The sequence below is a fragment of the Phytohabitans rumicis genome, assembly GCF_011764445.1.
Taxonomy (GTDB): Bacteria; Actinomycetota; Actinomycetes; order Mycobacteriales; family Micromonosporaceae; genus Phytohabitans; species Phytohabitans rumicis.
Map to the genome: position 1 here is coordinate 6,528,514 of NZ_BLPG01000001.1, position 22,603 is coordinate 6,551,116.

Annotated in this window: 24 protein-coding genes and 1 pseudogene; 2 read left to right on the forward strand and 23 right to left on the reverse strand. The window is 73.0% G+C overall.

The genetic code is table 11. The features are described from left to right. Position 1: 1 nt before the first annotated feature. The 20 genes and pseudogenes from Prum_RS55905 to Prum_RS29845 form a co-directional block, all read right to left on the reverse strand. Positions 2-217: pseudogene (locus tag Prum_RS55905) on the reverse strand (hypothetical protein); the annotation flags it as partial. Beyond that, positions 214-2,469 carry a putative baseplate assembly protein gene (locus Prum_RS29755; RefSeq protein ID WP_173079488.1) on the reverse strand — a complete coding sequence of 752 codons (2,256 nt, stop codon included), beginning with the start codon at positions 2,467-2,469 and terminating at the stop codon, positions 214-216. The gene Prum_RS29755 and the pseudogene Prum_RS55905, both read right to left, overlap by 4 nt. Further along, positions 2,469-2,825, reverse strand: a complete 357-nt coding sequence (locus tag Prum_RS29760; protein WP_173084297.1) for a GPW/gp25 family protein — start codon at positions 2,823-2,825, stop codon at positions 2,469-2,471. Before Prum_RS29760 ends, Prum_RS29755 begins: the two co-directional genes overlap by 1 nt. A gap of 2 nt (positions 2,826-2,827) precedes the next feature. After that, entirely contained in the window at positions 2,828-3,148 is a 321-nt protein-coding gene (locus Prum_RS29765) for a hypothetical protein (protein WP_173079489.1), read from the reverse strand. After that, positions 3,148-3,648: a phage baseplate assembly protein V gene (locus tag Prum_RS29770; RefSeq protein WP_173079490.1), complete on the reverse strand. Its 501-nt coding sequence runs from the start codon at positions 3,646-3,648 to the stop codon at positions 3,148-3,150. Before Prum_RS29770 ends, Prum_RS29765 begins: the two co-directional genes overlap by 1 nt. Beyond that, complete coding sequence (locus Prum_RS29775; protein WP_173079491.1) at positions 3,645-4,769, reverse strand: hypothetical protein; 1,125 nt, start codon at positions 4,767-4,769, stop codon at positions 3,645-3,647. The genes Prum_RS29770 and Prum_RS29775 overlap by 4 nt, the downstream gene beginning before the upstream one ends. After that, complete coding sequence (locus Prum_RS29780; RefSeq protein WP_173079492.1) at positions 4,766-5,050, reverse strand: LysM peptidoglycan-binding domain-containing protein; 285 nt, start codon at positions 5,048-5,050, stop codon at positions 4,766-4,768. The genes Prum_RS29775 and Prum_RS29780 overlap by 4 nt, the downstream gene beginning before the upstream one ends. 2 nt (positions 5,051-5,052) lie before the next feature. Then, on the reverse strand, positions 5,053-5,679 hold the full coding sequence (locus tag Prum_RS29785; protein WP_173079493.1) for a hypothetical protein: 627 nt from the start codon (positions 5,677-5,679) through the stop codon (positions 5,053-5,055). After that, entirely contained in the window at positions 5,676-6,200 is a 525-nt protein-coding gene (locus Prum_RS29790) for an eCIS core domain-containing protein (RefSeq protein ID WP_173079494.1), read from the reverse strand. The genes Prum_RS29785 and Prum_RS29790 overlap by 4 nt, the downstream gene beginning before the upstream one ends. A gap of 15 nt (positions 6,201-6,215) precedes the next feature. Beyond that, the gene (locus Prum_RS29795; protein ID WP_173079495.1) at positions 6,216-6,446 is read right to left on the reverse strand and encodes a hypothetical protein; all 231 of its coding nucleotides are present in this window, start codon (positions 6,444-6,446) and stop codon (positions 6,216-6,218) included. Beyond that, positions 6,443-8,341, reverse strand: a complete 1,899-nt coding sequence (locus tag Prum_RS29800; protein WP_246278176.1) for an ATP-binding protein — start codon at positions 8,339-8,341, stop codon at positions 6,443-6,445. The genes Prum_RS29795 and Prum_RS29800 overlap by 4 nt, the downstream gene beginning before the upstream one ends. Next, complete coding sequence (locus Prum_RS29805) at positions 8,338-9,501, reverse strand: Pvc16 family protein (RefSeq protein ID WP_173079496.1); 1,164 nt, start codon at positions 9,499-9,501, stop codon at positions 8,338-8,340. The genes Prum_RS29800 and Prum_RS29805 overlap by 4 nt, the downstream gene beginning before the upstream one ends. Then, a complete protein-coding gene (locus Prum_RS29810) occupies positions 9,498-10,433 on the reverse strand; it encodes a hypothetical protein (RefSeq protein ID WP_173079497.1) in 936 nt (311 codons plus the stop codon). Before Prum_RS29810 ends, Prum_RS29805 begins: the two co-directional genes overlap by 4 nt. Before the next feature lie 221 nt (positions 10,434-10,654). Next, positions 10,655-10,894: a hypothetical protein gene (locus Prum_RS29815; protein ID WP_173079498.1), complete on the reverse strand. Its 240-nt coding sequence runs from the start codon at positions 10,892-10,894 to the stop codon at positions 10,655-10,657. Continuing rightward, complete coding sequence (locus Prum_RS29820; RefSeq protein WP_173079499.1) at positions 10,852-11,349, reverse strand: T4 family baseplate hub assembly chaperone; 498 nt, start codon at positions 11,347-11,349, stop codon at positions 10,852-10,854. Before Prum_RS29820 ends, Prum_RS29815 begins: the two co-directional genes overlap by 43 nt. After that, the gene (locus Prum_RS29825; RefSeq protein ID WP_173079500.1) at positions 11,346-11,873 is read right to left on the reverse strand and encodes a phage tail protein; all 528 of its coding nucleotides are present in this window, start codon (positions 11,871-11,873) and stop codon (positions 11,346-11,348) included. Before Prum_RS29825 ends, Prum_RS29820 begins: the two co-directional genes overlap by 4 nt. Before the next feature lie 10 nt (positions 11,874-11,883). Beyond that, positions 11,884-13,461 carry a phage tail sheath family protein gene (locus Prum_RS29830; protein WP_173079501.1) on the reverse strand — a complete coding sequence of 526 codons (1,578 nt, stop codon included), beginning with the start codon at positions 13,459-13,461 and terminating at the stop codon, positions 11,884-11,886. Positions 13,462-13,471: 10 nt separating this feature from the next. Beyond that, positions 13,472-16,129: a glycosyltransferase gene (locus Prum_RS29835; RefSeq protein ID WP_173079502.1), complete on the reverse strand. Its 2,658-nt coding sequence runs from the start codon at positions 16,127-16,129 to the stop codon at positions 13,472-13,474. Next, positions 16,122-16,319, reverse strand: coding sequence for a hypothetical protein (locus tag Prum_RS29840; RefSeq protein ID WP_173079503.1), 198 nt, complete (start codon positions 16,317-16,319; stop codon positions 16,122-16,124). Before Prum_RS29840 ends, Prum_RS29835 begins: the two co-directional genes overlap by 8 nt. A gap of 70 nt (positions 16,320-16,389) precedes the next feature. Continuing rightward, complete coding sequence (locus tag Prum_RS29845) at positions 16,390-17,070, reverse strand: AfsR/SARP family transcriptional regulator (protein WP_173079504.1); 681 nt, start codon at positions 17,068-17,070, stop codon at positions 16,390-16,392. 213 nt (positions 17,071-17,283) lie between these two features. On the opposite strand from Prum_RS29845, the gene Prum_RS29850 reads away from it, so the two are divergent. Then, complete coding sequence (locus Prum_RS29850; RefSeq protein ID WP_173079505.1) at positions 17,284-17,769, forward strand: DsbA family protein; 486 nt, start codon at positions 17,284-17,286, stop codon at positions 17,767-17,769. 151 nt (positions 17,770-17,920) lie between these two features. Here the strand turns inward: Prum_RS29850 and nhaA are convergent, their stop codons facing one another. Both nhaA and Prum_RS29860 read right to left on the reverse strand, forming a co-directional pair. Continuing rightward, positions 17,921-19,339, reverse strand: coding sequence for a Na+/H+ antiporter NhaA (gene nhaA / locus Prum_RS29855; protein WP_173079506.1), 1,419 nt, complete (start codon positions 19,337-19,339; stop codon positions 17,921-17,923). Then, a complete protein-coding gene (locus Prum_RS29860; protein ID WP_173079507.1) occupies positions 19,340-19,780 on the reverse strand; it encodes a DUF5709 domain-containing protein in 441 nt (146 codons plus the stop codon). Positions 19,781-19,875: 95 nt separating this feature from the next. Between Prum_RS29860 and Prum_RS29865 the strand changes: the two genes are divergently transcribed. Further along, positions 19,876-20,307, forward strand: coding sequence for a Flp family type IVb pilin (locus tag Prum_RS29865; protein ID WP_173079508.1), 432 nt, complete (start codon positions 19,876-19,878; stop codon positions 20,305-20,307). A gap of 910 nt (positions 20,308-21,217) precedes the next feature. Here the strand turns inward: Prum_RS29865 and Prum_RS29870 are convergent. Beyond that, positions 21,218-22,567 carry a serine hydrolase domain-containing protein gene (locus Prum_RS29870; RefSeq protein ID WP_173079509.1) on the reverse strand — a complete coding sequence of 450 codons (1,350 nt, stop codon included), beginning with the start codon at positions 22,565-22,567 and terminating at the stop codon, positions 21,218-21,220. Between the last annotated feature and the right edge of the window lie 36 nt (positions 22,568-22,603).

Here is a 22,603-nt window from a genome sequence, read left to right on the forward strand (position 1 = left end):
CGCGGATCGACCGGTCCTCGGTGGCCGTACCGAGGAAGCCCTCGACGGCGATCCGCTCCTGGTAGAAGCAGAGCACGTCGAGGGCGACGGCCCAGGCGTCGAGGAGGGCCACCGCCGGGTCGTCCAGGGTGCGGGCGCGGAGCGCGGCCAGCGCGGGTGAGGCGTCGAGCGCGGCGCGCATGGCCGTGTCGAAGTCCGCATGGGTACGTCTGGTCATCGGCCACCTGCCACGGTGAGCTCGAGCCTGCCGTGCTCGGGGAAGTTCGGGTCGTTGGCCAGTCGCAGGATCTCCAGCGGCCCGGCCGTGACGACCTCGGGCACCGTGGCCGGCGCCCGGTGTCCGTACCGGTGGAACGCGGTCGTCCGCACCGAGGCGACCCCCGGCACGGCCAGCGCCGCCCGGTACACCTGGCTCAGGTACAGCGACTGCCCGAAGGTGAAGTTGTCCGGATGGAAGAGGGCACCGAGTGCCTCCTGCAGCGCGGCCTTCACGGCCGGCGCCAGCGCGTTCGGCTGTACGCACACGGCCAGCTCCAGGTACAGCGGCACCGGCACCGGACCGTCGATCTCGACGTCGTGGCCGGCCCGGCGGTACCGCTCCAGGAAGTCGCGCAGCTCGGCCTCGAACTCCGGCGTCACCTCGGCGCCGCCCAGCCGGTCGACGGTGATGAAGACGGTGTGCCAGCTGCCCGTCCAGCGCAGCCGGGCCACCGCCTTCTGCACGCCCGGATGGCGCTGGGTCACCGCCGCGTAGTCCGCCTCGGTGACCGCCCGCTCCTGGCGCCGGAAGGCGTGCGGCGCGAGCAGCTTGACCAGTGCCGCGGACTCCGGGTCCACGCCACCCGCGGCGGGCAGCGGGTTGCTGACCCGGACCACCCGGCCGTCGGCGGGCACCATCCCGGTGATGGCGCCGGCGGGCAGGTTTCCGGCGGCGCCGCTGCCCACCCGGTACCGGGCGGTGAACGGCTCGCCGGCCTCGGGGGCGCGGCCGTACGCGTCGTCGCCGAAGCGCAGCAGGGCCGTGCCGTCGGCCTCCACCTCGGCGACGAAGCCGGGGTCGAACGCGTTGCTGGCGAGCAGATCCGGCCGGGCCGACCACACGATCCCGGGGGAGTGCAGCTGCGCGGCCGGCAGCGCGGCGGCCGGATCGCGGTGCGGCACGAGGGCGGCGGGGACGGTGGCGTCGTACGGTGTGCCGGACGTCAGTGGGGCGCGCGGCAGCCGGGGCCGGTACCGCCCGCTCTCCGGGGCGGCGGGCGGCAGCGGGCGCTCACCGGTGAACGGCTCGCCGTGGTCGACCGCGACGATGTTGCCGCGCGCCACCGCGCCGGTCAGGGGCAGGTCGGCCCGCAGCGCGTCGGCCGGGTCCCAGGTCACGTCGACCACGTCGGTGCCGGTGACCGGGTCGTTCAGCGCGCGTACCCCGGTGAGCCGGACGACCTGGGGGCGCGCGCCGTCCAGCAGCAGCAGGTCACCGGCGACCAGCGACAGGTCACCGTCCACCAGGGACGCCGTCGTGGCGCCGGTGACGAGGACGCAGTCCCGCTCGCCCCAGGCGTACAGGTCGATGGCGTTGTGCGCGACCCGCAGTGCCTGGCCGTGCAGCGGCAGGAAGACGAGCGGGGGCGTGGCCGCGTCCGGCGCGCCGGCCAGCAGCCGGACCGGGGCGTCGAGGACCACGCCGGTCACCGGGTCGGTCTGTGGGGGCGCGACGGCGAAGTCCTGGTTGACTTCGAAGTGGACGAACGCCCGCGCGTTGGCGCCGTCGTGCATCCGGTAGTCCAGCAGCCGGGCGTGCCGGCGCACCGAGACCCGGTGCCGCGCGGTGGCCAGGTACGCCTCGGTGCCGGCGGCGTCCTGCCGGTAGCTGAGCCGGTCGGCCGCGTACGCCAACAGCTCCACGAGGGTGACCTGCAGGTCGGCCGGGCTGCGCTCGGTCCAGCCGGGCAGGGTCGTGGCCAGCCGGTCGAGCATCAGCCGGCGCAGGCTGTCGTAGTCCTTGGCCAGGTAGTCGATGTCCGGCGCGGGGGCGAGCGGCGCCGGCGGCGGTGCGGGCGGCGTGGGGCAGTCGAACTCGTTGTCGCAGCCCGCCTTGAAGGAGAAGTCCACGGCGGACAGTCGCGGGTCGAAGCCCTGCGGCGGGTCGTCCGGCCGGTCCGGGTCGGTGCCGCGCAGCCGCAGCGTGTACGTGGAGAAGTCGCCCTCTTGCGAGACGTCGACGGTCAGCACCCGGCCGGCCGCGCTCACGGCGGTCACCGCGATGCCGCGCCGGCGTACGCCACCCTCGACGGTCACGTGGTGGACCGCCAGTGGCGGCCCGGCCGGCACCCGGTCGGCGCCGGTCAGCGGCAGCACGAACGTGACGAAGAGCCGGCGCTGGTCGGCCGAGACCTCCAGGAAGTCGATGCCGTTGACCACCCGGGCCGCGCGTACCAGGGCCCGCCGCAGGTCGCTGCCGCACTGGTACATCACAGCGTCCTCGTGAACACGGCCGTCACCGGCTCCTGCCGGCCGAGGACGGCGTACCGGACGGTCACCCGCAGCGTGCTGTCCTCGGACTCCACCACCACGTCCCGCACCTGGATCCGGTCGCCGAGCCAGGTCTGCAGCGCGCCCTGGACCGCCATCCGCACGGCCGCGACCACCGGTTCGGAGGCCGGCTGGAACACCATCGGCAGCAGGCCGGCGCCGAAGTCCGGGCGGTTGACGCGTTCGCCCGGCGACGTGAAGAGCACCTGTTCGATCAGGTCACGCAGGTGTTCGTCCGGCGTCGCGGTGGCCGTACGCCCGTGCGCGTCGGTCCGGAACGGGAAGGCCACGTCCATCGTCACGTCCCCTTCACGCGCGTCTGGGTCTGCAGGATCGTCACCGGCGTACCGGTGGGCAGGCAGGATGCCTGGCTGTCGGCGAGCAGCACCGCCTTGCCGCCGGCCTTCACGCGCAGCGCGGCGACCGTCCACTCGGCGGTCACACAGGGCCCGCCCGCGTTCGGCGGCAGCGAGCAGCCGGCCACCTGGTACGGCGGTGGGCTCTGCGTCGTCACCGACTGACCGTCCACCTTGACCCGCAGGTCCGGCGCGGACGGCTGCGCGTCGCCGGCGTGCGCGCACTGCACCTTCGCGCCCTGGTGCAGCAGGAATCCGGGCATCAGGTCACCTCCAGGGCGCCGTCGTTGACCTTCACGGAGGGGCCGGTGAGCTTGACGGTGCCGCCCTGCCCGTTGTCGATCTCGATGCCGGTGGAGGTGAGCGACAGCTTCTGGCCGTCCGCCGTCTGCAGGGTGATCCCGCCGACGCCGGGCGTGTCGTCGAGGATCACCTGATGCCCGGCCTGGGTCTGGATCATCACCTTCTGGTACGGCGGGGACAGCAGGACCGAGGGAAGGTCGCTGGCGGACCCGAACCACGCGCCGGTCCAGATCGGATAGTCGGGATCGCCGTGCTCGAACTCGATCCAGACCAGGGCGCCGCCGGCCGGCAGCGCGAAGAAGCCGCTCTGTTCACCGCCGAACGGCGCGCACGGCAGGGCCCAGCCGCTCGGCTCGTCGCCCAGCACGTCGGGCACGATCGCGCGGATCCGGCCGATCATCAGCGGGTCGCTGGTGTCCGACACCACGCCCCGGTACTTGCCCCAGTACTGGTCACTCACGGCCGCACCACCGGGAGCAGCGCCCCCGAGCCGTCCCGGGTCAGGGTGAACTTCTGGACGTACCGGTCCTTGGCGATCTCGTGCTCCACCTTGCCGACGTACCAGTTGCCGTCGTTGGAGCGTCCCGCACCGCGCACGCCCACCGGCCGCCGGGCGCGCAGCACGGCGCCGTACCGGGCGGTGTCCAACTCGCCGCGCGCCCGCACCGGGTCCGGCGCGTTGGTCGCGGCGGCGGCCGACGCCAGCAGCGCCTGGGCCGGGTTGAGGTTGGCGGCGTTGCGGATCAGGGTGGTACGCAACGCCGCGGCCGGCGACCCGGACAGCGGCGGCAGCCGCAGCGAGGGCGCGGCCGGCAGCGGAATGCGCATTTTCGTCGTCGGCTCGACGATCGTCACCGGCGCGCCGACCGCGGCGAGCGCGTCGTTGCCGAAGTCCAGCCGGCCGACGTTCGTGTCGCCGCCCATGTTGACGGTGAGCGCGGGCTGCGGCACCCCGGCCCGGGTCGGCGGTCCCCAGTAGAAGGTGTTGACGCCGAAGGTGATCGGCTCGACGTAGTAGATGAAGCCGTTGCGCCGTGCGGACTTCCGGATGAAGTCGAGGTCCGTGCCGGTCTGGCGGGGGACCCGCTGGATCTCGATCGGCACGTCGGTGGTCGGCGTCAGCGCGGGCACGAAACCCAGATCCGGGTACGACGCCAGCAACTGCGTCACGATGACCGAGTCCGGCTGGTTGGGGTACTGCTTGTTGCGCTCCTCCAGGTCCAGCAGCACGGTCAGGTCGGTGCCCTGCACGGTCAGCGTGCCGGTGCCCGGCTCGTTGCCGAGCTGGAGCTGGTGGTGCGTGATGACGCCGTCGATGAGCACCTCGGGGACCACGCCGAGGATCGCCGCGATCCAGACCCGTGTCTTCGCGTCGACCACGCCGCTGGCGAGCAGGTCGATGTCGAAGCTCTTGTCCACGCCGACGGAGAAGGTCAGCTCGAAGCCGTCCCGGCCGTTCGCGTCGTTGGTCACGCGTACCCGGGTCAGCCCGGCCAGCACCCCCGGGTCGGGCGGGGTGGGCACCGTGCTGCCCAGCCACAGCAGCAGCCGTACGCCCAGGACGCTGGCGAGGGTGCTCACCGGGGTACCTCCAGTCGTACGTGGACGGTCGCGCCGGGGCGTTCGAGCTCGTCCGGGTCGAGCACGCCGGAGGCGTCGCACAGCCGCCAGAACTGGGTGGGGTCGCCGAGGTAGCGCATGGCGAGCAGGTCGAGCCGGTCGCCCGGCACCACCGGGTGCTCGACCACCGCACTGCCGCCCGGCTCCGGCACGAACCGGCGGCGCTTGTAGCGGACCACCCGGCCGTCCAGGTCGAGCTCCGCCTCCTCCACCGCGGCGTAGCGGCTGTTCGACTGGAACACGGCTACCCTCCTATCCCCGCGACCGCGTCCACGACCCCACCGACGCTGGAGATCGTGGCCATCACCTCGCGGCTGATCTGGTACGCCAGGAAGAGCCCGCCGCCGACGGTGGCGAGCCCGAGGTCGTCGTAGTTGAGCACGCGGACGTTGAGGCTCACCTTGGCCTGGATCGGGTTGAGGCTCGGGCCGAAGAGCTGCTCGGTGATGCTGAGCTCGGTCAGGCGTACCGGAAGGACCCGGGTGGGGCCGAAGACCAGCAGCACCATCGGGGCCTCGGGGGCGATCACCTCGATGACGCCGGCCGCGGCGAGCACTTTGTTCGCGACGATCAGCGCGGTCTTCGGGTAGAGCAGCATCTCGATCGCGGCCAGGGCGGGCGTGACGCCGACCGCCTCGGCGATGCCGTCACCCTCGGCCAGTTGGTCGGCCGCGTCCAGCTCGATCTCCATGCGGATGGTCTCGGTGGGCGGGCCGGCCAGCCGCAGCGCCTGCGTCGGGTTGCTCTGCTGCCATGGCGTGCTCGTGGTGCGCGCGTTGAGGGTACGGCTGAGCGTGTCCGGGTTGTACTGGAAGATGATCACGCTGGCCAGCGGGTTGAACGGGTCCAGCCCGACGATCGCGCCCTTCATCCCTCCATCACCTCCTCGGCAATCCGGTCCGCCTCCTGCTCCGCCGGGTCGTCCACGGCGCCGACCTCAAGGGAGGCGGCCGGCGCGGCCGCCGTACCCGACTGCTGGACGACGTGGGTCAGCTCGTGGGCGATGAGCTTGCGCCCGTCGGACGTCCCCGGCGAGTAGGCGCCCGCCGCGAACGCCAGGTGATCGCCCACCGTGTAGGCCCGGGCGCCGACGGCCGCGGCCGACGCCGCCGCGGCGCCGTCGGCGTGCACCCTGACCTGGCTGAAGTCGTGCCCGAGGCGCGGCTCCAGAGCGGCCCGGGTGTCGTCGTCGAGCGGCTGGCCGGAGCTGCCGAGCACCTGGTGCACCGCTGGGGGCGCGGTCCCCGGCCCCGGTCCGGCGGGGGTCCGCCGCAGATCGCCGTCATGGTTGCAGGTCCCGGGTGGGCATGCGGTGCCGCCGCAGCGGCGCAGCGGCGGCCGGCTGGACGTCTCCGGGTGTGCGACGACAGGTGCGGCAAATGTGGGGTGCATGCTGACCCTCCTCGGTCATCGCGACAGTCCTCCGTGTACGGCGGCGGCGACGCGCTCGCCCGTCTCCCGCGCCGATGGGCCGGTCGTGACCGAGCCACCGTCCACATGCGACCGGTTGGTCCAGGACGGGGGTACGCCGGCGAGCAGTTCGCCGAGCCGGTCCCGCAGGGCCGCCGCGATCGCCGCGCCGTCACCGTCCGGGAAGCCGTGCAGGACCAGGCGCTCGATGTGCACTTCCACGGTCATGACCAGCCTCCGATCTCGGTGGCGGTCAGCGGCCGGTCGAGCTTGGCGTACTCGCCGCGCGCCGCCTTCGCCAGGTGCGCCATGCTGACCGGTTCGCCGGCCGCCGCGGCCAGGAACGCCGCGTTGACCGCGATGTTGCGGATGTTGCCGCCGGCCACGTTGAGGCGGGCCAGGGTGGCGATGTCCAGGTCCACTGTGGGCGTCGTCGGCGGGAAGACCCGGCGCCAGATCTCCGCGCGCAGATTGGCGTCCGGGAACGGGAACTGGACGACGAAGCGGATGCGGCGCAGGAACGCGGTGTCGATGGCTTCCCGCATGTTGGTGGTGAGGATCGCCAGCCCCCGGTACGTCTCCATCCGCTGCAGCAGGTAGCTGACCTCGATGTTGGCGTACCGGTCGTGGCTGTCGCGCACCTCGCTGCGCTTGCCGAAGAGCGCGTCCGCCTCGTCGAAGAGCAGGACTGTGCCGCCTTCCTCGGCCGCGTCGAAGACCAGGCGCAGGTTCTTCTCGGTCTCGCCGATGTACTTGCTGACCACCTGGCTCAGGTCGACCCGATACAGGTCAAGGCGTAGCTCGCGGGCCAGCACCTCGGCCGCCAGCGTCTTCCCGGTGCCGCTCGGCCCGGCGAAAAGCGCGCTCGTGCCCAGGCCCCGGCTCGCGCCGGCCCGGCCCAGACCCCAGTCCTCGTACACGGTCAGCCGGTGCGCGACGTGCGCGGAGACCTGCCGGAGCACCTCGTTCGCGGCCGGCGGCAGTACCAGGTCGGCCCAGCCGGCGGCGGGCTCGACGCGCTGCGCGACCGAGTCCAGCGCCGGTCGCGACCGCGTCCGGCACGCGTCCCAGAGTGCCCCCTCGTCGGCGGTCCCGGCCTGGCGGCAGGCGCCCCGGATGCCCTCCTGGCCCAGGTCGAACTGGGCCGCCAGGGCGTCCACTGTGGCCGTACGCTCGGCGCCGAGCCGCTCTCGCCACAGCGCCCGCTGCTCAGCCGCGGTGGGCCGGCCCACCTGGACGGCCACCGTGGCCCGGTGCGGCAGCCGGCGCGCCTCGCGGGTGCTGACCAGGACCGGCCAGTCCAGGCCAGCCACCACCCGGGAGACGACCGGATTGGTGTCGACGTCGTCCGCCTCGAGCAGCAGCCCGGCGCCGGAGAGGGCGGCGTCGCGGGCGCAGAGGCGTACCAATGCGTCAAGCTCGTGCGGGTCGCTGGGCAACCGGTCCGCGGCGAGGCTGACCACGCGCACCCCTAGCTCCCGGCACGCCGCGACGGCCACCGTACGGCGGGCCACCGGGTCGGGGCCGCACAGCTGCACGACCGGCAGCGGCTGCTCGGCCGCCCGCCAGACCCGGGCCACCTCGGCGGCCGTGCGGCCCTGCGACGGCGTGGGCTCGTCGGCACCCGGCAGCGCCTCGGCCAGCCCGGAGAGCCGCTCGTCCAGGTGGTCGACGCCGACCAGGTAGTGCAGCACGCGTTCCTCGATGCTCAGCGCCGCGGTGGTCAACCCGCCGGCCGCCGGGGTGACCAACCGCCAGCGGCGCAGCGGCGACACCGGGGCCAGCGCGGACCAGTGCGGCTGCGCCAGCGCGGCCAGCGCTAGGCCGAACGTCGGGTACGGGCGGGCCGGGTCGCCGGACGCGGCCGCGCAGGCGGCGGCGAAGCTCGCGTCCAGTTCGACGCCCGCGCACATCAGCAGGATGTCCCGCTCGAACGGGCTGAGGCTCATCGTGCCGCACAGCGCGTCCAGCGCGGCGGGGTGGTCGTCGTCCGGGCCGGTGGCGCCGTTGGGGCTGGGCGGCTCGGTGCCGGCGTGCCGGTGCAGCGCCTGCCGGACCCGGGCGAGCGCGGCGACGAGCCCCCGCTGGTTGGCGGCGACGGGTCCGGTCAGCACGTCGGTCACAGCGTCACCACCGGCCCGTCCGGCTGGCTGTCGGCGCCGTCGATGAAGAGCTGGACGGCGTACTGGCCAGGAGCGACGCCCGTGGTCGGGGTGGCGAGCTGGTCGGTGTCCGCGTCCCGGGGCGGCACGGTGAGCAGGTGCGTGCGCTGGCCGGAGGCCGGGTCGAGGAGGGCGATCGCGACCCGCTGGCGGGCACCGACGGTCAGGTCGGCGCCGACCGTGAGCGTGCCGCCGGCCGCCGTGGCGGTGTCCACGGTCGGATGCAGCACGAAGCTCGCCACATTGGACCGTTCGGCCAGTGCGCCGTGGACGACCTGCACCGGCACCCCACCCGGGCGGAGCCCGTCCACGGTGGACAGATCCACGGTGATCTCCTGCGGCGCGGCGGTAGCCGTCAGAACCGGCTGTCCCGCCAGCCGTACGACGGCGCCCTCACCCAGCAGCCGCTCGCCGTGGATCGTGACGGTGTCGGTGGCGTGGATAGGCGTGCGGTCCGCCTTGTCGACGCGGAGGATCCGCGGCCGGTTGAGCACGCCCACGGTCAGGTCCGGCGTGATGACCGGGCGGGCGGCCGCCGTGGTGACCGGCTCCTCGATGAGCACCACCGACGCCTGGTACGCCACCGACAACGCGTACGGGACCTGGAAGAACACCGACCACAGCTTGGACAGCTCCTCCAGGTTGAGCCCGAGCGGCGTGACCCGGACCAGGTCGGCCTGCTCCGCGAGGTCGGACTCGGCGAGATCCGGGTGCACCGGCTGGTCGTGCGCGGCCGCGTCGGTCACCGCCTGGATCAGCGCCCGGGTCACCAGCGGGCGGGCGTGCAGCGTGCGCACCGTCGTACCGAGCACCCGCTGCGGTTCCATCTCGCTGTCGTCGCCGTAGAAGCTGAACAGGTAGTACAACGTCAGGGCGGCCTGCGGGCGCTGGGTCACCCGGCCGTCCGGCCCGCGCGTCGGCAGGTCCACATTGCGCAGTGCCGGATCCGGGCTGACCTGGTAGAGGTAGATGTTCGCGCCCGGCCCGGACGGCCCGTCGGCGTGCCGTATGTCCGGCCGGTCGGTCCACACCTGCGCGCCCGGCACGTCGGCGCCGACCGGGCCCTGGAGCAGCCGCTGCAGCGCCGCGGTGACGGTGGCCACGGCCCGGAAGTCGCTCATGGCCGCCCCCGGTTCGCGAGGTAGTCCGCCAGCGAGATCTCCGGCTCCGGCGCGGCTACCGGCGCGGGCGGCTGCATCGGCGCCACCGCATGCACCTCGATCCGCCCGATGGTCACCCGCACCGTCCCGTCCTCCCACCCACGCCCCTCCGCCCCTCGCCTTCCCTCGCGCCCCTCCCCGCCGCGCCCGCTCGCCCGTGCCCCGCTCTCCCCGCGCGCCCGGCTCTCCCCGCCGCGCCCGCTCTCCCCGCCGCGCCCGCTCTCCCCGCCGCGCCCGCTCTCCCCGCCGCGCCCGCTCTCCCCGTCGATCAAGGGCATATGGTCGTGCTTTGATCTCCAATCCACGACCGTTTGCCCTTGATCGGCGAGGAAGTCCTTGATCGGCGAGGCCGCAGCGGAGGCCCGCACCGCGCCGCGGACCTGCGTCGCGCCGAGAGCCTCCGCCGGGCCGAGGGCCTCCGCCGGGCCGACGGGCGTCGCCCCGGCAAGCGCCTCCGCCGCCGCAGCGCCAGCCTCGGCCGCGCTGCGGGCCTCCGCGGCGGCGAGGGCAGGGGTGGGTACCCCGGCGGTCAGGGCCGGCGTGAGGGTGTCGGCGATGGGGCTGACGGCTCTGGCGGTGGGGGCCGGGCGGGGTGCCCCGGCGGTGGCAACCGGGTTGAGGGCCGGGGTGGTGGTCGGGGCCGCGAGCGGACCGGGCACGGCGTTCGCGCCCAGGGTGGTGGCCTGCGGCGCGCCGGCGGCCGGGAGCGCAGCGCGGGCCGAGGCCGGAGCGCCGGTCGAGGACACATCGGCGTGCGGCTCGACCGCCTCCGCGCGTGGGACGTGGGCGGGCGGTCCCGGCGGGGCAGTGCGCTCGGCGTTCGCGTCCGGGGAAGGCGCCGCCGGCGACGAGACAGCGCGCAGGGCTGGCGGCGCCCCCGAGGGAGTGGGCACGGATGGCAAGCCAGTGCCCGCCCCAAAAGGGCTGCCCTCTTGGGGCGTTACCCCTGAGTAGGGCTCCGCTATGCCCGCCCACGCGGCAACAGGGCTGCCCTCTTGAGGGCGAAGCGCCGCCCACCCCGGTGCCGGTTCGAAGAGGGACGGCAACCGGGGTTGGAGCGTGCCGGGCTCGTTGGCCCCGCCGGCCCGCAGTGCCAACCGTCGCAGGAAGCCGCTCATGACGACACCAGCGCCAGGTACAGCCCGCGCCGCCAGGGGCTCATCGCCAAGATGTCCACCTCGCGCCAGCCGTACGCGCGGGCCAGCGTGTGGACCTCCAGCGCGCAGCGTCGGGCCCACGCGTCGAGCCGCGCCCACACGAACGCGCCGATGTCGAGCGTCGCGCTCCACCGGTGCCCGCACGGCTCGCAGGTCAGCGCGAGTCGCACGTCCGCCTGCGGGTCGGCGGCGAGCATGGCGTCCTCCACGGCCGCCACGACGGACGGGGGAGGCGGTCCAGGTCGCCGGACACGCACCGGCGCAGGAGGACGTCCTCGGCGGCCGCCGGGTCGAGACCAGCCACCGCGGCCAGGTCCCGGCTGTCCGGCGGTCGCACGCTCACGTCGTACCCGTCGATGTGTAGGACCTCGACGGGGCGCGGTGGGTCCGTGCGGACCTGGTCCACCGCGAACGCCAGTTCCAGCCGCTCCCCGCAGGCCGGGCAGCCGACGACGGCCGCCAGTTCCGGACCGAACAGCGACGCGTGCAGGTCGAGCAGCATGCCGTCCCGGACGCCGATCGGTAGCGCGGCCACATCGTCCACATCGGAGGTGGACACAGTGGAGGCCGCGGCGAGCAGCGCCAGCGCGCGCCCCGTCGGGTCGAGCGGCGCGGCGCGCTCCCACGCGTCGAGCAGGTCCAGTTGGTTCATGCCGGCGGTTCCAGGAACGTCGGCTCGGTCGGCTCGGTCACCTCGACGTCCCGCTGCCAGCCCTCGTTTTCGAGCTTGATCTGCTGGATGGCGATGGCGTTCGCGTTGGCGTCGAGGTCGGGCAGCGCCTGGTACTCGGAGACCCAGCACCGGTAGACGTGGTACGCGAGGGCGAGCTGGCCGGCCTCGTTGTAGACCTCGATGATGACGTCCTTGCGGAAGTCCTTAAGGGACACTTCCGAGCCGAGCCCGGCGCCGAGGTGCCACACCTTGTTCGCCCACTGCTCGAACTCCAGGTCGTGGGTCACCCCCCGTTCCAGCGTGATCGCGTCGAAGTCGCTGCGCCCCGGCGACTTGTGGGTGTAGCTCGGGTCGCCGCCGGCGCGGTGCTTGACGACCTCGGTGGTGCGCTTGAGCCCGCCGACCTTGCTGATGCCGGCCACGTACCGGCCGTCCCACTTGATGCGGAACTTGAAGTTCTTGTACGGGTCGACGCGGCTGGCGTTGACGCTGAACTCGGCCATTGTGGACTCCCTACGCCTGTGCCTGGCCGGCGAGCTGCTGGATCCGGATGACGACGAACTCGGCGGGCTTCAGCGGTGCGAAGCCGACCAGGATGTTCACCACGCCACGGTCGATGTCGAGCTGCGTGGTGGTCGTGCGGTCGCACTTGACGAGGTACGCCTCGCGCGGCGTCGTGCCCTGGAACGCGCCCTGCAGGAAGAGCCCTTGCATGAAGGCGCCCACGTTGAGCCGGATCTGCGCCCACAGCGGCTCGTCGTTCGGCTCGAACACCACCCACTGCAGGCCGGCCACGAGGCTGTTCTCGATGTAGAGCGCGGTACGCCGGACCGGCACGTACTTCCACTGTGAGGCGCGCTGGTCCGCGCCGAGCAGCGTGCGCGCGCCCCACACGACCGGCCCGAAGACGGCGAACGTCCGCAGCGCGTTGACGCCTTGCGGATTGAGCACGCCGCTGTCCGCGTCGTTGACGCTGCCGGCGGGCGTGGCCGCGCGCACGGTCGCGTCGATGCCGGCGGGCGCCTTCCAGACCCCGCGGGCGGCGTCGGTCCGGGCGTAGATGCCGGCGATGGTGCCGCTGGCGCCGATTTCGCGCTGCCGGCCGCCGTTGAGCGGGTCGGTGACGAGCACGCGCGGGAAGTAGACGGCGGCGTTGGCGCTCGGGATCCGGCCGACGTCGCTGAGCCACTCCAGGGCCGCCGAGGCATTGGACAGCCGGGGCGGGTCGACGATGAGGAACGCGCGCCGCTGCTCGCAGAACGTCTCCGCCGCGCCGATCGCCGCGCCCTGGTTGGCCTCTGCCAGCAGCGCGATCGCGGGTACGCACAGCAGGTTGAAGATGAACGGGTCGATCCGGTCCAGCGTGGCCCAGCCGTCCTCCAGCGCGTCGGCGAGGTCCGTTGTGGACAGGTCGCCGTCGGTTTCCAGGGCGTCGCCCTCGTCGCCGTCGTCGAGGTCGACGTACGCGCTCGCGGGCGCGTCCCCGCTCGCGGTCGGCGCGACCAGCGTGGGTGGCACCAGGCCGGTCGCATCGGTGACGCGGATGAGCGACGAGGCGGAGTTGACCGCGGTGGCCACATAGGACGGATCGGTCTGGTCCATGGTCAGTCCGAGGTGCGATTCGGTGGCGACGACCGCCAGCACGCCGGCGTCGACCCGCGTCTCCTGGACGAAGAGGTTGAAGCGTCCGGCTTCTGGCGGGACGGTCTGGGTCACGGCGACCCGCAGCGCGTTGCCCCACAGGCCGGGGCTGCTCGCCGAGATCTCCAGTACGTCGGACGGCGGCGACCCGCCGGCCAGCGTGACGGTGGCGGTGGCCGGGTCGCCGTGGTCGATCCGGACGATCCAGGCGTTCTGGCCGCCGTTGAGGTAGTACTGCAGTACGGCGTAGCTGCCCTCGCTCGCCGCGTTGAGCCCGCCGAAGACGCGCTCGAAGTCGGCGAAGCTGGTTACCCGGGTGGGCGTGTTCACCGGCCCGCGCGCGAAGTAGTCCACGAACGCGGTGTCGGCCGTGGCGGCCCCGACGATCGGGTGGACCCCGCTGGGCACCTCCTCCACGTAAAGACCGGGATAGGTGGGTGTGACGGGCATGGGTGACCCCCTAGTGGTCGACGGTGTCCCAGAGGCGGACGTACTCTTCGGCGGTGCGCCGCCAGCTGTGTTGATGGCAGAACTCGCGTGCGGCGGTGGACAGGCGGTCGCGCAGAGCCGAGTCGTCGAGCAGCTCGGCTACCCCCGACTCCAGGTCCGCCGGTTGATGGGTGACCTCGGCCAGGTCGGCGAACCACCCGGTCGGTGAGGTCAGGACCGGTACGCCGCTGGCGAGGCCGATCCGGACGGCGCCGCTCGCCGAGGCGTGCGGCACGTCGTCGTACCAGAAGGCGAGCGCGTCGGCCTCCTCGGCGAGGCGCCGCGCCACGTGTGCGGCCGGCAGGTATCCGGGCTCCCAGCGCACCGGCAGGCCCGCGCTCGCCGCCCGCCACGCCGCCACGTCCGGCTCCGAATCGGCGTACGCGAGGAGCAGCAGCTCGGTGCCCGGCAGCGCGCGGAGCACGTCGAGCAGCCGGTGGAAACCCTTGTACGGGCGCAGGAAGCCGAACGCGCCGAGCACCCGCCCGCGCCGCGACTTGCGCCGCGGAAACCAGGTCGGGCACCCGTGCGGCACGTGCACCACACGCTTGCCGGGCCACCGGTCGCGCAGCTTCCCCGCACCCTCGCCGGTCAGGGCGACCAATGTGGACGCCGCGGCCTCGAAGTCGCGTGCGCCGTCGTGGACTGAGTGCTCAGTCACGAGCACCGGTACGCCGGCCGCCCTGGCCCGGGCGAGTTGGGTGGCGAGGGTCGCGTCGGTGAAGAGGCCGTCCTCGTGCTCCACGTGGAGCAGGGACGCGGTGCCGGGGCGGGGCGGACCGGCGGTGGCGAAGGCGCGCGGGGCGTGGCGGAGCAGCGCGTGGGCGTACTCGGCGATGCCGCAGCGGCGGCCCCAGCTCGGCACCCAGAGCGCGCGGCGCGGGCGCAGCGGCCGCACCGGGCGGACGTGGCGCTCCATGACGGCGAGCGCGGCGGGGCCCTTGTGCCAGACGTTCCGGTGCTTGTGGACCCAGGCCGACGCGGCACGGCCGAGGTCGGCGGCCTCGTCGCGATGGGTGGCCACCCACCGCAGCTTCGCGGCGACCGTGGCCACGTCCGGTACGCCCCGGACGCCGCACTCGCCGTACCCCGGCTCCCGGCAGCGCTCGAAGCGCGCCGGCGGCACCGCCAACACCAGCTCACCGGCGTCGCGGCAGGCGTCGGACTGGCCCTCCGAGTCCAGCGCGACGACCGGGAGGCCGGTCGCCATGCCCTCGATGAGCGGTAATCCGAAGCCCTCGTTGCCGAGCGCGAGCAGCACGTCGGCCTGGCGGTACCAGTGCGCGATGCCGCGGGTGGTTTCGCTGCCGGCGACGACGCTGATCCGTGGGTCAGGATCCGGCGACGCGCCCATGTCGAAGCGGGACTTGATGACCAGGCGGGCGTCGGGGTCGGCGCCGGACGCCAGCCGCCAGGCCGCCACCGCCTCGGCCAGGTGCTTGCGGGGCAGCGTCGTCGCCACCACGAGCGTGGTGAGGCCGCGCCGCCGCGGGCGGGCGAGCGCGGGGTAGACGGCCGGGTCGACGCCGTCCGGGACCACCTCGATCGGCACCCGTACGCCGCTCGCCCGGCACACGCCGGCGACGAACCTGGTCGGCACGAGGACCGCGCGGGCCCGGTTGAGCTTGGCCGGCCAGTCCGCGGGCAGCCGGCTGGACTCCCACATGGTGTGGATGAAGTGCTCGCGCCGGGCGTACCGCTCCAACTCCGGCCGCGGGTACGACGAGTAGAGCACCGGCCCGGGCACCTCCGGCCGGGACGCGGCCAGCAACGTGCGCAGTTCTCCGGAGATGCCCCGCTCGTCGAGCGTGAGCGGCGCGAGGTTGACCCGGGCACCCGCGCGGGCCATGCCCAGCGCCAGATACTCGGCCATCGAGGCGTACCCGTCGTACACGAAAAGATCGCTGGCCAGTGTGACGGCGGTGCCAGGCTTGCGCGGCGCCAAGGATCCGCGCAGGCCGGCGTAGAAGGTCTGGTCGGCGGCGAGCAGGCCGAGGACCTCGGCCAGGTCGGTGGGCTGCCAGCGGCGGTCGCCGAGCGCCTTGGGGCCGCTGTTGCCGGGGTGGAGCAGGGCGACGTACCAGCGGGGGTCGGGCAGGGCGTGCAACCGGCCGAGGCCGCGCACGAACGTGGCGTCCTCGCCGACGTCCACTTCGGGGTACGGGTGGGCCTGCCACGCCGCCCGGCGGTAGAGCAGCGTGGCCCCGGCCAGCCACGGCGGGTCGGTCGGCATGGGCCGGTAACGCCAGGCGTCGCCGGCCAGCGGCCGCAGGTAGAGCAGCTCGCGCAGCCCGCAGGCGTCCGCGCCGCTGTCGGTGAGCGCGCGCACCTGGCGGCTGAGCCGGTCGTCGGCCATCCAGTCGTCGTCGTCCCAGTTCGCGATCAGCTCGCCACGGCTGTGCCGGCAGGCGAGGTTGCGCTTGGCGCCCAGCCGGTGTCGCCGATCCAGGCGCACGTACCGGACCCGGGGGTCGTCCGGCACGTGCGCCAGGACCGGCGACTCGCCATCGTCCACAATGACCAGTTCCCGGTGCGGGTAGTCCTGGCGCAGGAAGTAGGCGACCGCCTGGGCCACGAAGCGTGGCCGGTCCCTGGTCGGCATGACGCAGCTGACGAGCGGATCAGTCACGGATCCTCCCGAGCCAACGCCGTACCGCCGACACCATGCCCTCCCATCCGGTGAAGCGTTCGGTCGTACCGGTCGCGGCATCCACCAACTCGCCGTGGCGGACGTCGCCGCAGTCGTCGAGCACCACCCGCACGACCGCCGTCACGACGTTCTGGTCGCCGAGGCGCTCCGTATCACCGATCCCGGTCATGAGGGCTTCTGTCTATCCCGGGTCGGTGAGCCGTCGGTCAGTTCGCGATGAGGTTTGGCTGAGGTTTGGCTCAGACCCTGTCGGGTTCCAGACGCAGCCGGTCGAAGAGCTCGTCGGTCGCCCGTTCGGGCACCGCCTGGAACGCCTCGCGCAGCACGCTGCGGCACAGCCGGTACTGCTGCATGCCCGCGGACCGCTGGCCGAGCCGGGCGAAGCAGCGCATCACCACCCGGTGCGCGTCCTCCCGGCACGGGTCGTACGTCAGCAGCTGCTGGGCGTGCCGCAGCGCGGTGTCGTACCGGCGGGTGGCGAACGCGTGGTCGGCGAGGTGGGCGAGCGTGTTGAGGTACTGCGCGCGCAGCCGTTCCCGCTCGATCAGCAGCCGCAGGTCGCCGCCGGAGCACAGGTCGCCGCGGTAGAGCATGACGGCCTGCTCGTAATGGGCGAGCGCGGCCACCTCGTCGCCGGCCGCGAGCCGGTCCGCCGCCGCGGCGATGTGATGGTCGAAGCGCACGGTGTCCACCGCGATCCCGGCAGCCAGGTTGAGTCGATATCCGTCGTCCGTGCGCAGCACCGGCGACCGGCCGGACAGCGCGTCGGCCAAGATCCGGCGCAGGTCGTGGACCAGCGTGTTGAGCGATTGGTTGGTCCGGCGCCCGGGCTCACCCTCCGGCCAGACGGCGTCCAGCAGGGTGTCCCGGGACGCGCTCTGCCGCCGCCCCAGGGCGAGCGCGCAAAGCAGACTCTCCATCTTTCCGCCATGCCGCAGTGACATCGCCTCGCCGTGCTTGACGAGGCGGAATGTCCCTAACAGGCAAACCAGGATCGGCTCCGTGTCGGGCATACTCCACCCCCCTGATGAGCATGTGACCGGGCGATAAGGACAACAAGCACCCAATCGGGTTTCCGTCGTTCTGTATCTGCGAATCGGTCGGCGTTCCCGTAATGGAGTTAGAGTCGGCGCGTGACCGATCTTGACCGGCACGTGTACGGCGCGGCCGACGCCCCGATCACCGTGGTCGAGTACGGGGACTTCGAATGCCCGTACTGCGGAGCGGCCGCGCCGGTCCTGCGCGAACTGGTCGACGGCGCCGATGGGCGGGTCCGCCTGGTGTTCCGGCACTTCCCGCTCTTCCGGAAGCATCCGTTCGCGCTGACGGCGGCGCTGGCCGCGGAGGCGTCCGGCGACAAGTTCTGGGCGATGCACGACCTGCTCTTCGCGCACCAGGACAGGCTCACCGACCCCGACCTGGCGACGTACGCGAAGAAGGTCGGCGCCGGGGGCGTGGTCGGCGACGCGGCGCAGCTGTTCCGCCCGGCGGTGCAGGCCGACTACGCCGCGGGCGTGGCGGACGGGGCGCGCGGCACGCCGACCCTCTTCGTGGACGGGCGGCTCTACAGCGGGCGGGTCGAGCTCGGCGCCCTGCGCAGCGCGCTAGGGCGTATCTGATGGATCTTGTGGGTGCGAGGCGAGGTCCAGGCGGTGGTCCGGTGGTGCCGGGTGGAAGGTCGCATACCGGTGTTGTATGCGGCCTTTCGACCGGTGCCGCCGGTCGTCGTCTGGGGCCGCCGCAGCCCCACAAAGATCCATCAGATACGCCCTAGGACTGCGGCGCTGATCGCCACCTGGATGTTGGATCCAACCACGGCCCGTCCGGCAGCGCCGGGATCTCCTCCTCGTCCACGGTGCACATCGGGAGCCGTTCGCCCAGGTAGCGCAGGGCGACCGAGCCCAGCACCGCGGCCAGCAGCGACCCGGCCAGCACGCCGATCTTGGCCTCCTCCCGCAGCCGCTCGTCGTCGAACGCGAGATCCGTGATGAACAGCGAGATCGTGAAGCCGATGCCGGCCAGCACGGCGCCGCCGATGAGGTGCCCGTAGCGCACCCGGCCGGGCAGGTCGCCGAGGCGGGTACGCAGGGCGATGGCCGCGCCGAGCGAGATGCCGACCGTCTTGCCGGCCACCAGCGCCACCACGACGCCGATCGTGAGCGGCGAGGTGACCGCGTTGCGCAGCGTCTCCCCGTCCAGCCGCACACCCGCGTTGGCCAGCCCGAACACCGGCACCACCAGGAACGCGCTGACCGGGTGCAGCGCGTCCTGCAGCCGGTCGTTCGCCGGCACGGTGGCCCGCGTCGCCAGCACCGCCAGCCGCGCCCGTACGGCGTCCGCCCGCTCGACCACCGCGCGGCCGTAGAAGCGGAACCGCTCCGCCTGCCCCGCCTCCACCGGCGTGGCCGGCACCAGCAGCCCGACCAGCACACCGGCCAGCGTCGGGTGCACGCCGGACGCGTACACCGCCGCCCACAGCGCCAGCCCGGTCAGGACGTACAGCCGCAGCTGCCACACCCGGGCCCAGCGCAGCCCGAAGAGCACGAGCAGCAGCAGCGCCGCGGCGGCCAGCGCGGGCATCGAGACGTCATCCGTGTAGAACACGGCCATCACCGCGATCGCCCCGATGTCGTCGGCGATCGCGAGCGTCAGCAGGAACAGCCGGAGCTGGTCGGGGCAGCGCGGCCCGAAGAGCGCGAGGATGCCCACCACGAACGCGGTGTCCGTCGACACCGGGATGCCCCAGCCGTGCACCGCCGGCCCGCCATGGTTGAAGGCCAGGTAGATCAGCGCGGGCAGGACCAGGCCCCCGATCGCCGCGACGACCGGCACCAGCACCGCCCGCGGGTTGCGCAGCTCGCCGACCGTGATCTCGCGGTTGACCTCCAGGCCCACGGCCAGGAAGAAGAGCGCCATCGCCGCGTCGTTCACCCAGTGCCGCAGGTCGAGCGTCATCGCGGCGTCGCCGACCCGGATCGACGCCTCGGTCGTCCAGAACGGCTCGTAACCGGCGCCCGGCACGTTCGCCCACACCAGCGCCGCCACCGCCGCCACCAGCAGCAACAACGCGCCCCCGGCCTCGGTGGCCAGGAAGCGTTGCAGCGGCTGCGAGACGTGTGGCAGCGGGATCGTGACCCGCGGCGCCGGGCCCGGTCGCGGGGGAAGCGACGCGGTCGTCGGCCGGCTCATTCAGCGCAACGGGCCATCGCCCGGGCCGTTTGGGTCGTCGACCACGTGCACCGCCGCCTCCTCCGCGCTGGCTCCACCCGCGTCGATCCCGGCGTCCCAGGCAACGGAGTCCGCCTCCTCGTCCTCGCCGAAGCCCTGGTCGTCGGCCACCAGCCGGCCGGCGCGCGGATCCTGCTCGTAGCCCCGCCGGTTCAGCTCGTCCTCGTCGTCGTCCTGCTCGGCGTACGGGTCGACGTCCGGCTCCTCCTGCGCGAGCAACTGGTCCAACGACTCGCCAGCCCGCTCCTCCGCCGGCGTGGTGCCAAACCGGTTCGCCCCCGACCAACGGTCCGCCGGCGCGATGCCGGTGTCCAGCGGGTCCGCGACCCGGTCGTCGTCAAGGGTGTCCGAGGTGTCGAGGACCCCGTCGTCCTCCGCGACGTTCCACTCATCCTGGCTCATGGATCCAATCTATTGGCGCCAGCGTTCTGGATCGTGGTTTCTGGGCAGTGGTGATGCTCAAGACAAGCTCAGCCGGACGCTCGTACCGTCACGCCATGCGACCAATGCAGCCTCGCATCCTCGCCGCAGCGTTCGCGGGGGTGCTCTCCCTAGGCATACTTCCGGCAGCGGGCAGCGCCGCCGAGGCGGCCACGTCCGTCCGCCTCACCGTGGTCGACGGCTCTGGTACGCCCAGCACCTCCGTCGTCGCGCAAAGCGGCTCGAGTATCACCCTCCCCGTGACGACCCTCGAGGGACGGCCCATCTACATCGACCTCGACATCGCGAACGCGGTCGCCGGCAGCCCGATCGTGGTCCGCGACGACGGCGGTGGCTTCCTCAACTACCGGGCGGACCCGGACGGCGTGCTCATCGCCGTCCCGGCCGGCACCGAGCGCCTGGAGATCCGCTGGTGGTCAGCCGACGCCACAACGAACGCCACCGCCATCGAGTACGGCCTCATAGCCGCCCTCATCGCCGTCGCCTAACCCGCCGCCCCTTCCCTCCCGCCCCTCCTTCCCCGCCGCCCACCCCCTTCCCCGTCGATCGCCCCCTTCCCCGTCGATCGCCCCCTTCCCCGTCGATCAAGGGCAAACGGCCGTGGTTCGATCTCTAAACCACGACCCTTTGCCCTTGATCAGCGTGGAATTCCTTGATCGACGCGGTGGCCAGGCGGGTTGTACGGGAGGGCGGGTGGGCCGGGCGGCGAGCGGCGTCGTAGGGCGATACCAGCCGATACGCGCCAGCTGCGTGGCGTACCGCGCTCCAATACCCCGCGCGCGAGCGACCGCCCTGAGTAGGGCGCCCCTACTGGGTGCCCGTGCGTGAGCAGGGCAGCCCTATCAATAGGGGCACCCTTCTCACGCGCGCGGGCCCAGCAGGGGCGCCCTACTCACGCCCGTGCCCCGACCGGGGCGCTTTTCAAGGCCGGGTTGTTAAGGGAACCCGGTCCACGTCAAACGCTGACAGCGCCAGGGATCGCGGCAGGGTTGGCGTCGATCTAGGAAGTATCGTGGGTATCGAGTCCGATTTATACCCACGATATTTCCTAGATCGATTCGGCGGCTCCAATGCTGGCAAGCGATCGGGATTTGCGTGAAGGATCCGAGTCGCCCCAACGACCCACATCCTTCACGTTCATGTGGGCCCTTAACGGGACGCCCTACCGAGGCTGCCGCGTACCCGCAGACCTCGCCGATCAAGGGAATGCCCGCCGATCAAGGGCAAACGGTCGCGGATTGGAGATCAAAGCACGACCGTATGCCCTTGATCGACGAGGAGAGCGGGGCGGGCGCGACGAGGAGAGCGGGGCGGGCGCGGCGAGGAGAGCGGGGGCGGGCGCGGCGAGGAGAGCGGGGGAGGGCGCGGCGAGGAAGAAGGGGGCGGGGAGGGCGTTGGTTAGGGGAGGGCGTCGGCTAGGAGGTTGGAGATGACGGCGCGCATGGGGTCGGGGTTGGCCCAGCTCCAGTTGGGGTGGGCGCGGTTGGTCAGCAGGGCGAGTACGAGCTTGCGGCGGGGTTCGACCAGCAGCGAGGTGCCCGTGAAGCCGGTGTGCCCGTACGTGGCGGCGGTGGAGAGCTTGCCCATGAACCAGGGCTGGCGCAGGACGACGCCGAGGCCGTGGTCGGAGGGGCGGCCGGGGCGTTCCGGGTCGATGGCGGGCAGGCCCTTGTTGGCGTTGGTGAGCATGGTTTTCACCAGGCTGGCGGACAGGATGCCCTTGCCGCCGCTCAGCAACATCTGCCCGATCGCCGCGACGTCGGCCGCGGTGCCGAAGATGCCGGCGCTGCCAGCGACGCCGCCCATCTGGTTGGCGACGTCGTCGTGGACGACGCCGCGCAGCAGGCCGCGGGAGGAGCGGGCGTCGGTGGCGACGAGGCGGGCGGCCTGGTCCGCTTTGGACATCCAGGTGAGCGGCTTGAAGCCGGTGTCGCGCAGGCCGAGCGGGCCGGCGATGCCGGTCTTGAGGGCCTTGTCGAGGGTGCTGCCGGTGATCTTCTCGACCAGCATGGCGGCGACCATGAGCCCGACGCTGGAGTAGCGGAACACGGTGCCGGGGGTGGCGCCGGAGATGAGCGGGGTGGACAGGACGGCCTTGCGCTTGGCGGCCAGGTCGGGCAGGCCGGCCACCTTGGCGCCGACGGGCAGGCCGCTGGTGTGGGTGAGCAGCTGCCGGACCGTGATCTTGTCTTTGCCGGTGCCGGTGAACTCGGGTAGGTAGGAAACCACCGGGGCGGACAGGTCGACCCTGCCCTTGTCGACCTGCTGCAGCAGCAGGATGGCGGTGTAGACCTTGGTGAGCGACGCCAGGTCGAAGACCGAGTCCGGGCGCATTGCGACCCGCTTGGCGGCCGGCAGCTCGACCGGGCCGGCGCCGTACCGCAGCGCGTGCCCGACCGCGACCTGCGCGGTCACCTTCCCACCGACCATGACCAGGGCGACCGCGCCCGCATAGGTGGGGTGCTTGGGGTTCTCGGTGGTCGGCTTGAGGAAGCGCTGGAGGGTAGATGTGAGCTTCGCGACGTATGGTGCTGCCCCGGCGGCGGTCACCGAACCGCCAGCGGTCGGGGATGGGGACGCGGTCACCCCGGCCGGGCCGGCTCCCGCGCCAGCGGCGGGCGTGCCGGCGGGAGTGGCCGAGGTGCCGTCGGCCCATACGGCTGGGTCCGCCGAAGGGCCGCACCCGGTCAGCCCCGCCGCCGCGGCGGCCAGGCCGGCACCCAACACGCTTCGCCGAGTCACAGACACGGCGAAGATCGTGCCACGTCGAACGGCGCCTACGAA

What these genes read in the sequence shown, in the direction of transcription:
- Prum_RS29755 (WP_173079488.1), bottom strand. Translation starts at nt 2,469, where the DNA reads ATGTACCAGTGCGGCAGCGACCTGCGGCGGGCCCTGGTACGCGCGGCC.
- Prum_RS29760 (WP_173084297.1), bottom strand. Translation starts at nt 2,825, where the DNA reads ATGGACGTGGCCTTCCCGTTCCGGACCGACGCGCACGGGCGTACGGCC.
- Prum_RS29765 (WP_173079489.1), bottom strand. Translation starts at nt 3,148, where the DNA reads ATGCCCGGATTCCTGCTGCACCAGGGCGCGAAGGTGCAGTGCGCGCAC.
- Prum_RS29785 (WP_173079493.1), bottom strand. Translation starts at nt 5,679, where the DNA reads ATGAAGGGCGCGATCGTCGGGCTGGACCCGTTCAACCCGCTGGCCAGC.
- Prum_RS29790 (WP_173079494.1), bottom strand. Translation starts at nt 6,200, where the DNA reads ATGCACCCCACATTTGCCGCACCTGTCGTCGCACACCCGGAGACGTCC.
- Prum_RS29795 (WP_173079495.1), bottom strand. Translation starts at nt 6,446, where the DNA reads ATGACCGTGGAAGTGCACATCGAGCGCCTGGTCCTGCACGGCTTCCCG.
- Prum_RS29805 (WP_173079496.1), bottom strand. Translation starts at nt 9,501, where the DNA reads ATGAGCGACTTCCGGGCCGTGGCCACCGTCACCGCGGCGCTGCAGCGG.
- Prum_RS29815 (WP_173079498.1), bottom strand. Translation starts at nt 10,894, where the DNA reads ATGCTCGCCGCCGACCCGCAGGCGGACGTGCGACTCGCGCTGACCTGC.
- Prum_RS29820 (WP_173079499.1), bottom strand. Translation starts at nt 11,349, where the DNA reads ATGAACCAACTGGACCTGCTCGACGCGTGGGAGCGCGCCGCGCCGCTC.
- Prum_RS29825 (WP_173079500.1), bottom strand. Translation starts at nt 11,873, where the DNA reads ATGGCCGAGTTCAGCGTCAACGCCAGCCGCGTCGACCCGTACAAGAAC.
- Prum_RS29830 (WP_173079501.1), bottom strand. Translation starts at nt 13,461, where the DNA reads ATGCCCGTCACACCCACCTATCCCGGTCTTTACGTGGAGGAGGTGCCC.
- Prum_RS29840 (WP_173079503.1), bottom strand. Translation starts at nt 16,319, where the DNA reads ATGACCGGGATCGGTGATACGGAGCGCCTCGGCGACCAGAACGTCGTG.
- Prum_RS29845 (WP_173079504.1), bottom strand. Translation starts at nt 17,070, where the DNA reads ATGGAGAGTCTGCTTTGCGCGCTCGCCCTGGGGCGGCGGCAGAGCGCG.
- nhaA (WP_173079506.1), bottom strand. Translation starts at nt 19,339, where the DNA reads ATGAGCCGGCCGACGACCGCGTCGCTTCCCCCGCGACCGGGCCCGGCG.
- Prum_RS29860 (WP_173079507.1), bottom strand. Translation starts at nt 19,780, where the DNA reads ATGAGCCAGGATGAGTGGAACGTCGCGGAGGACGACGGGGTCCTCGAC.
- Prum_RS29865 (WP_173079508.1), top strand. Translation starts at nt 19,876, where the DNA reads ATGCGACCAATGCAGCCTCGCATCCTCGCCGCAGCGTTCGCGGGGGTG.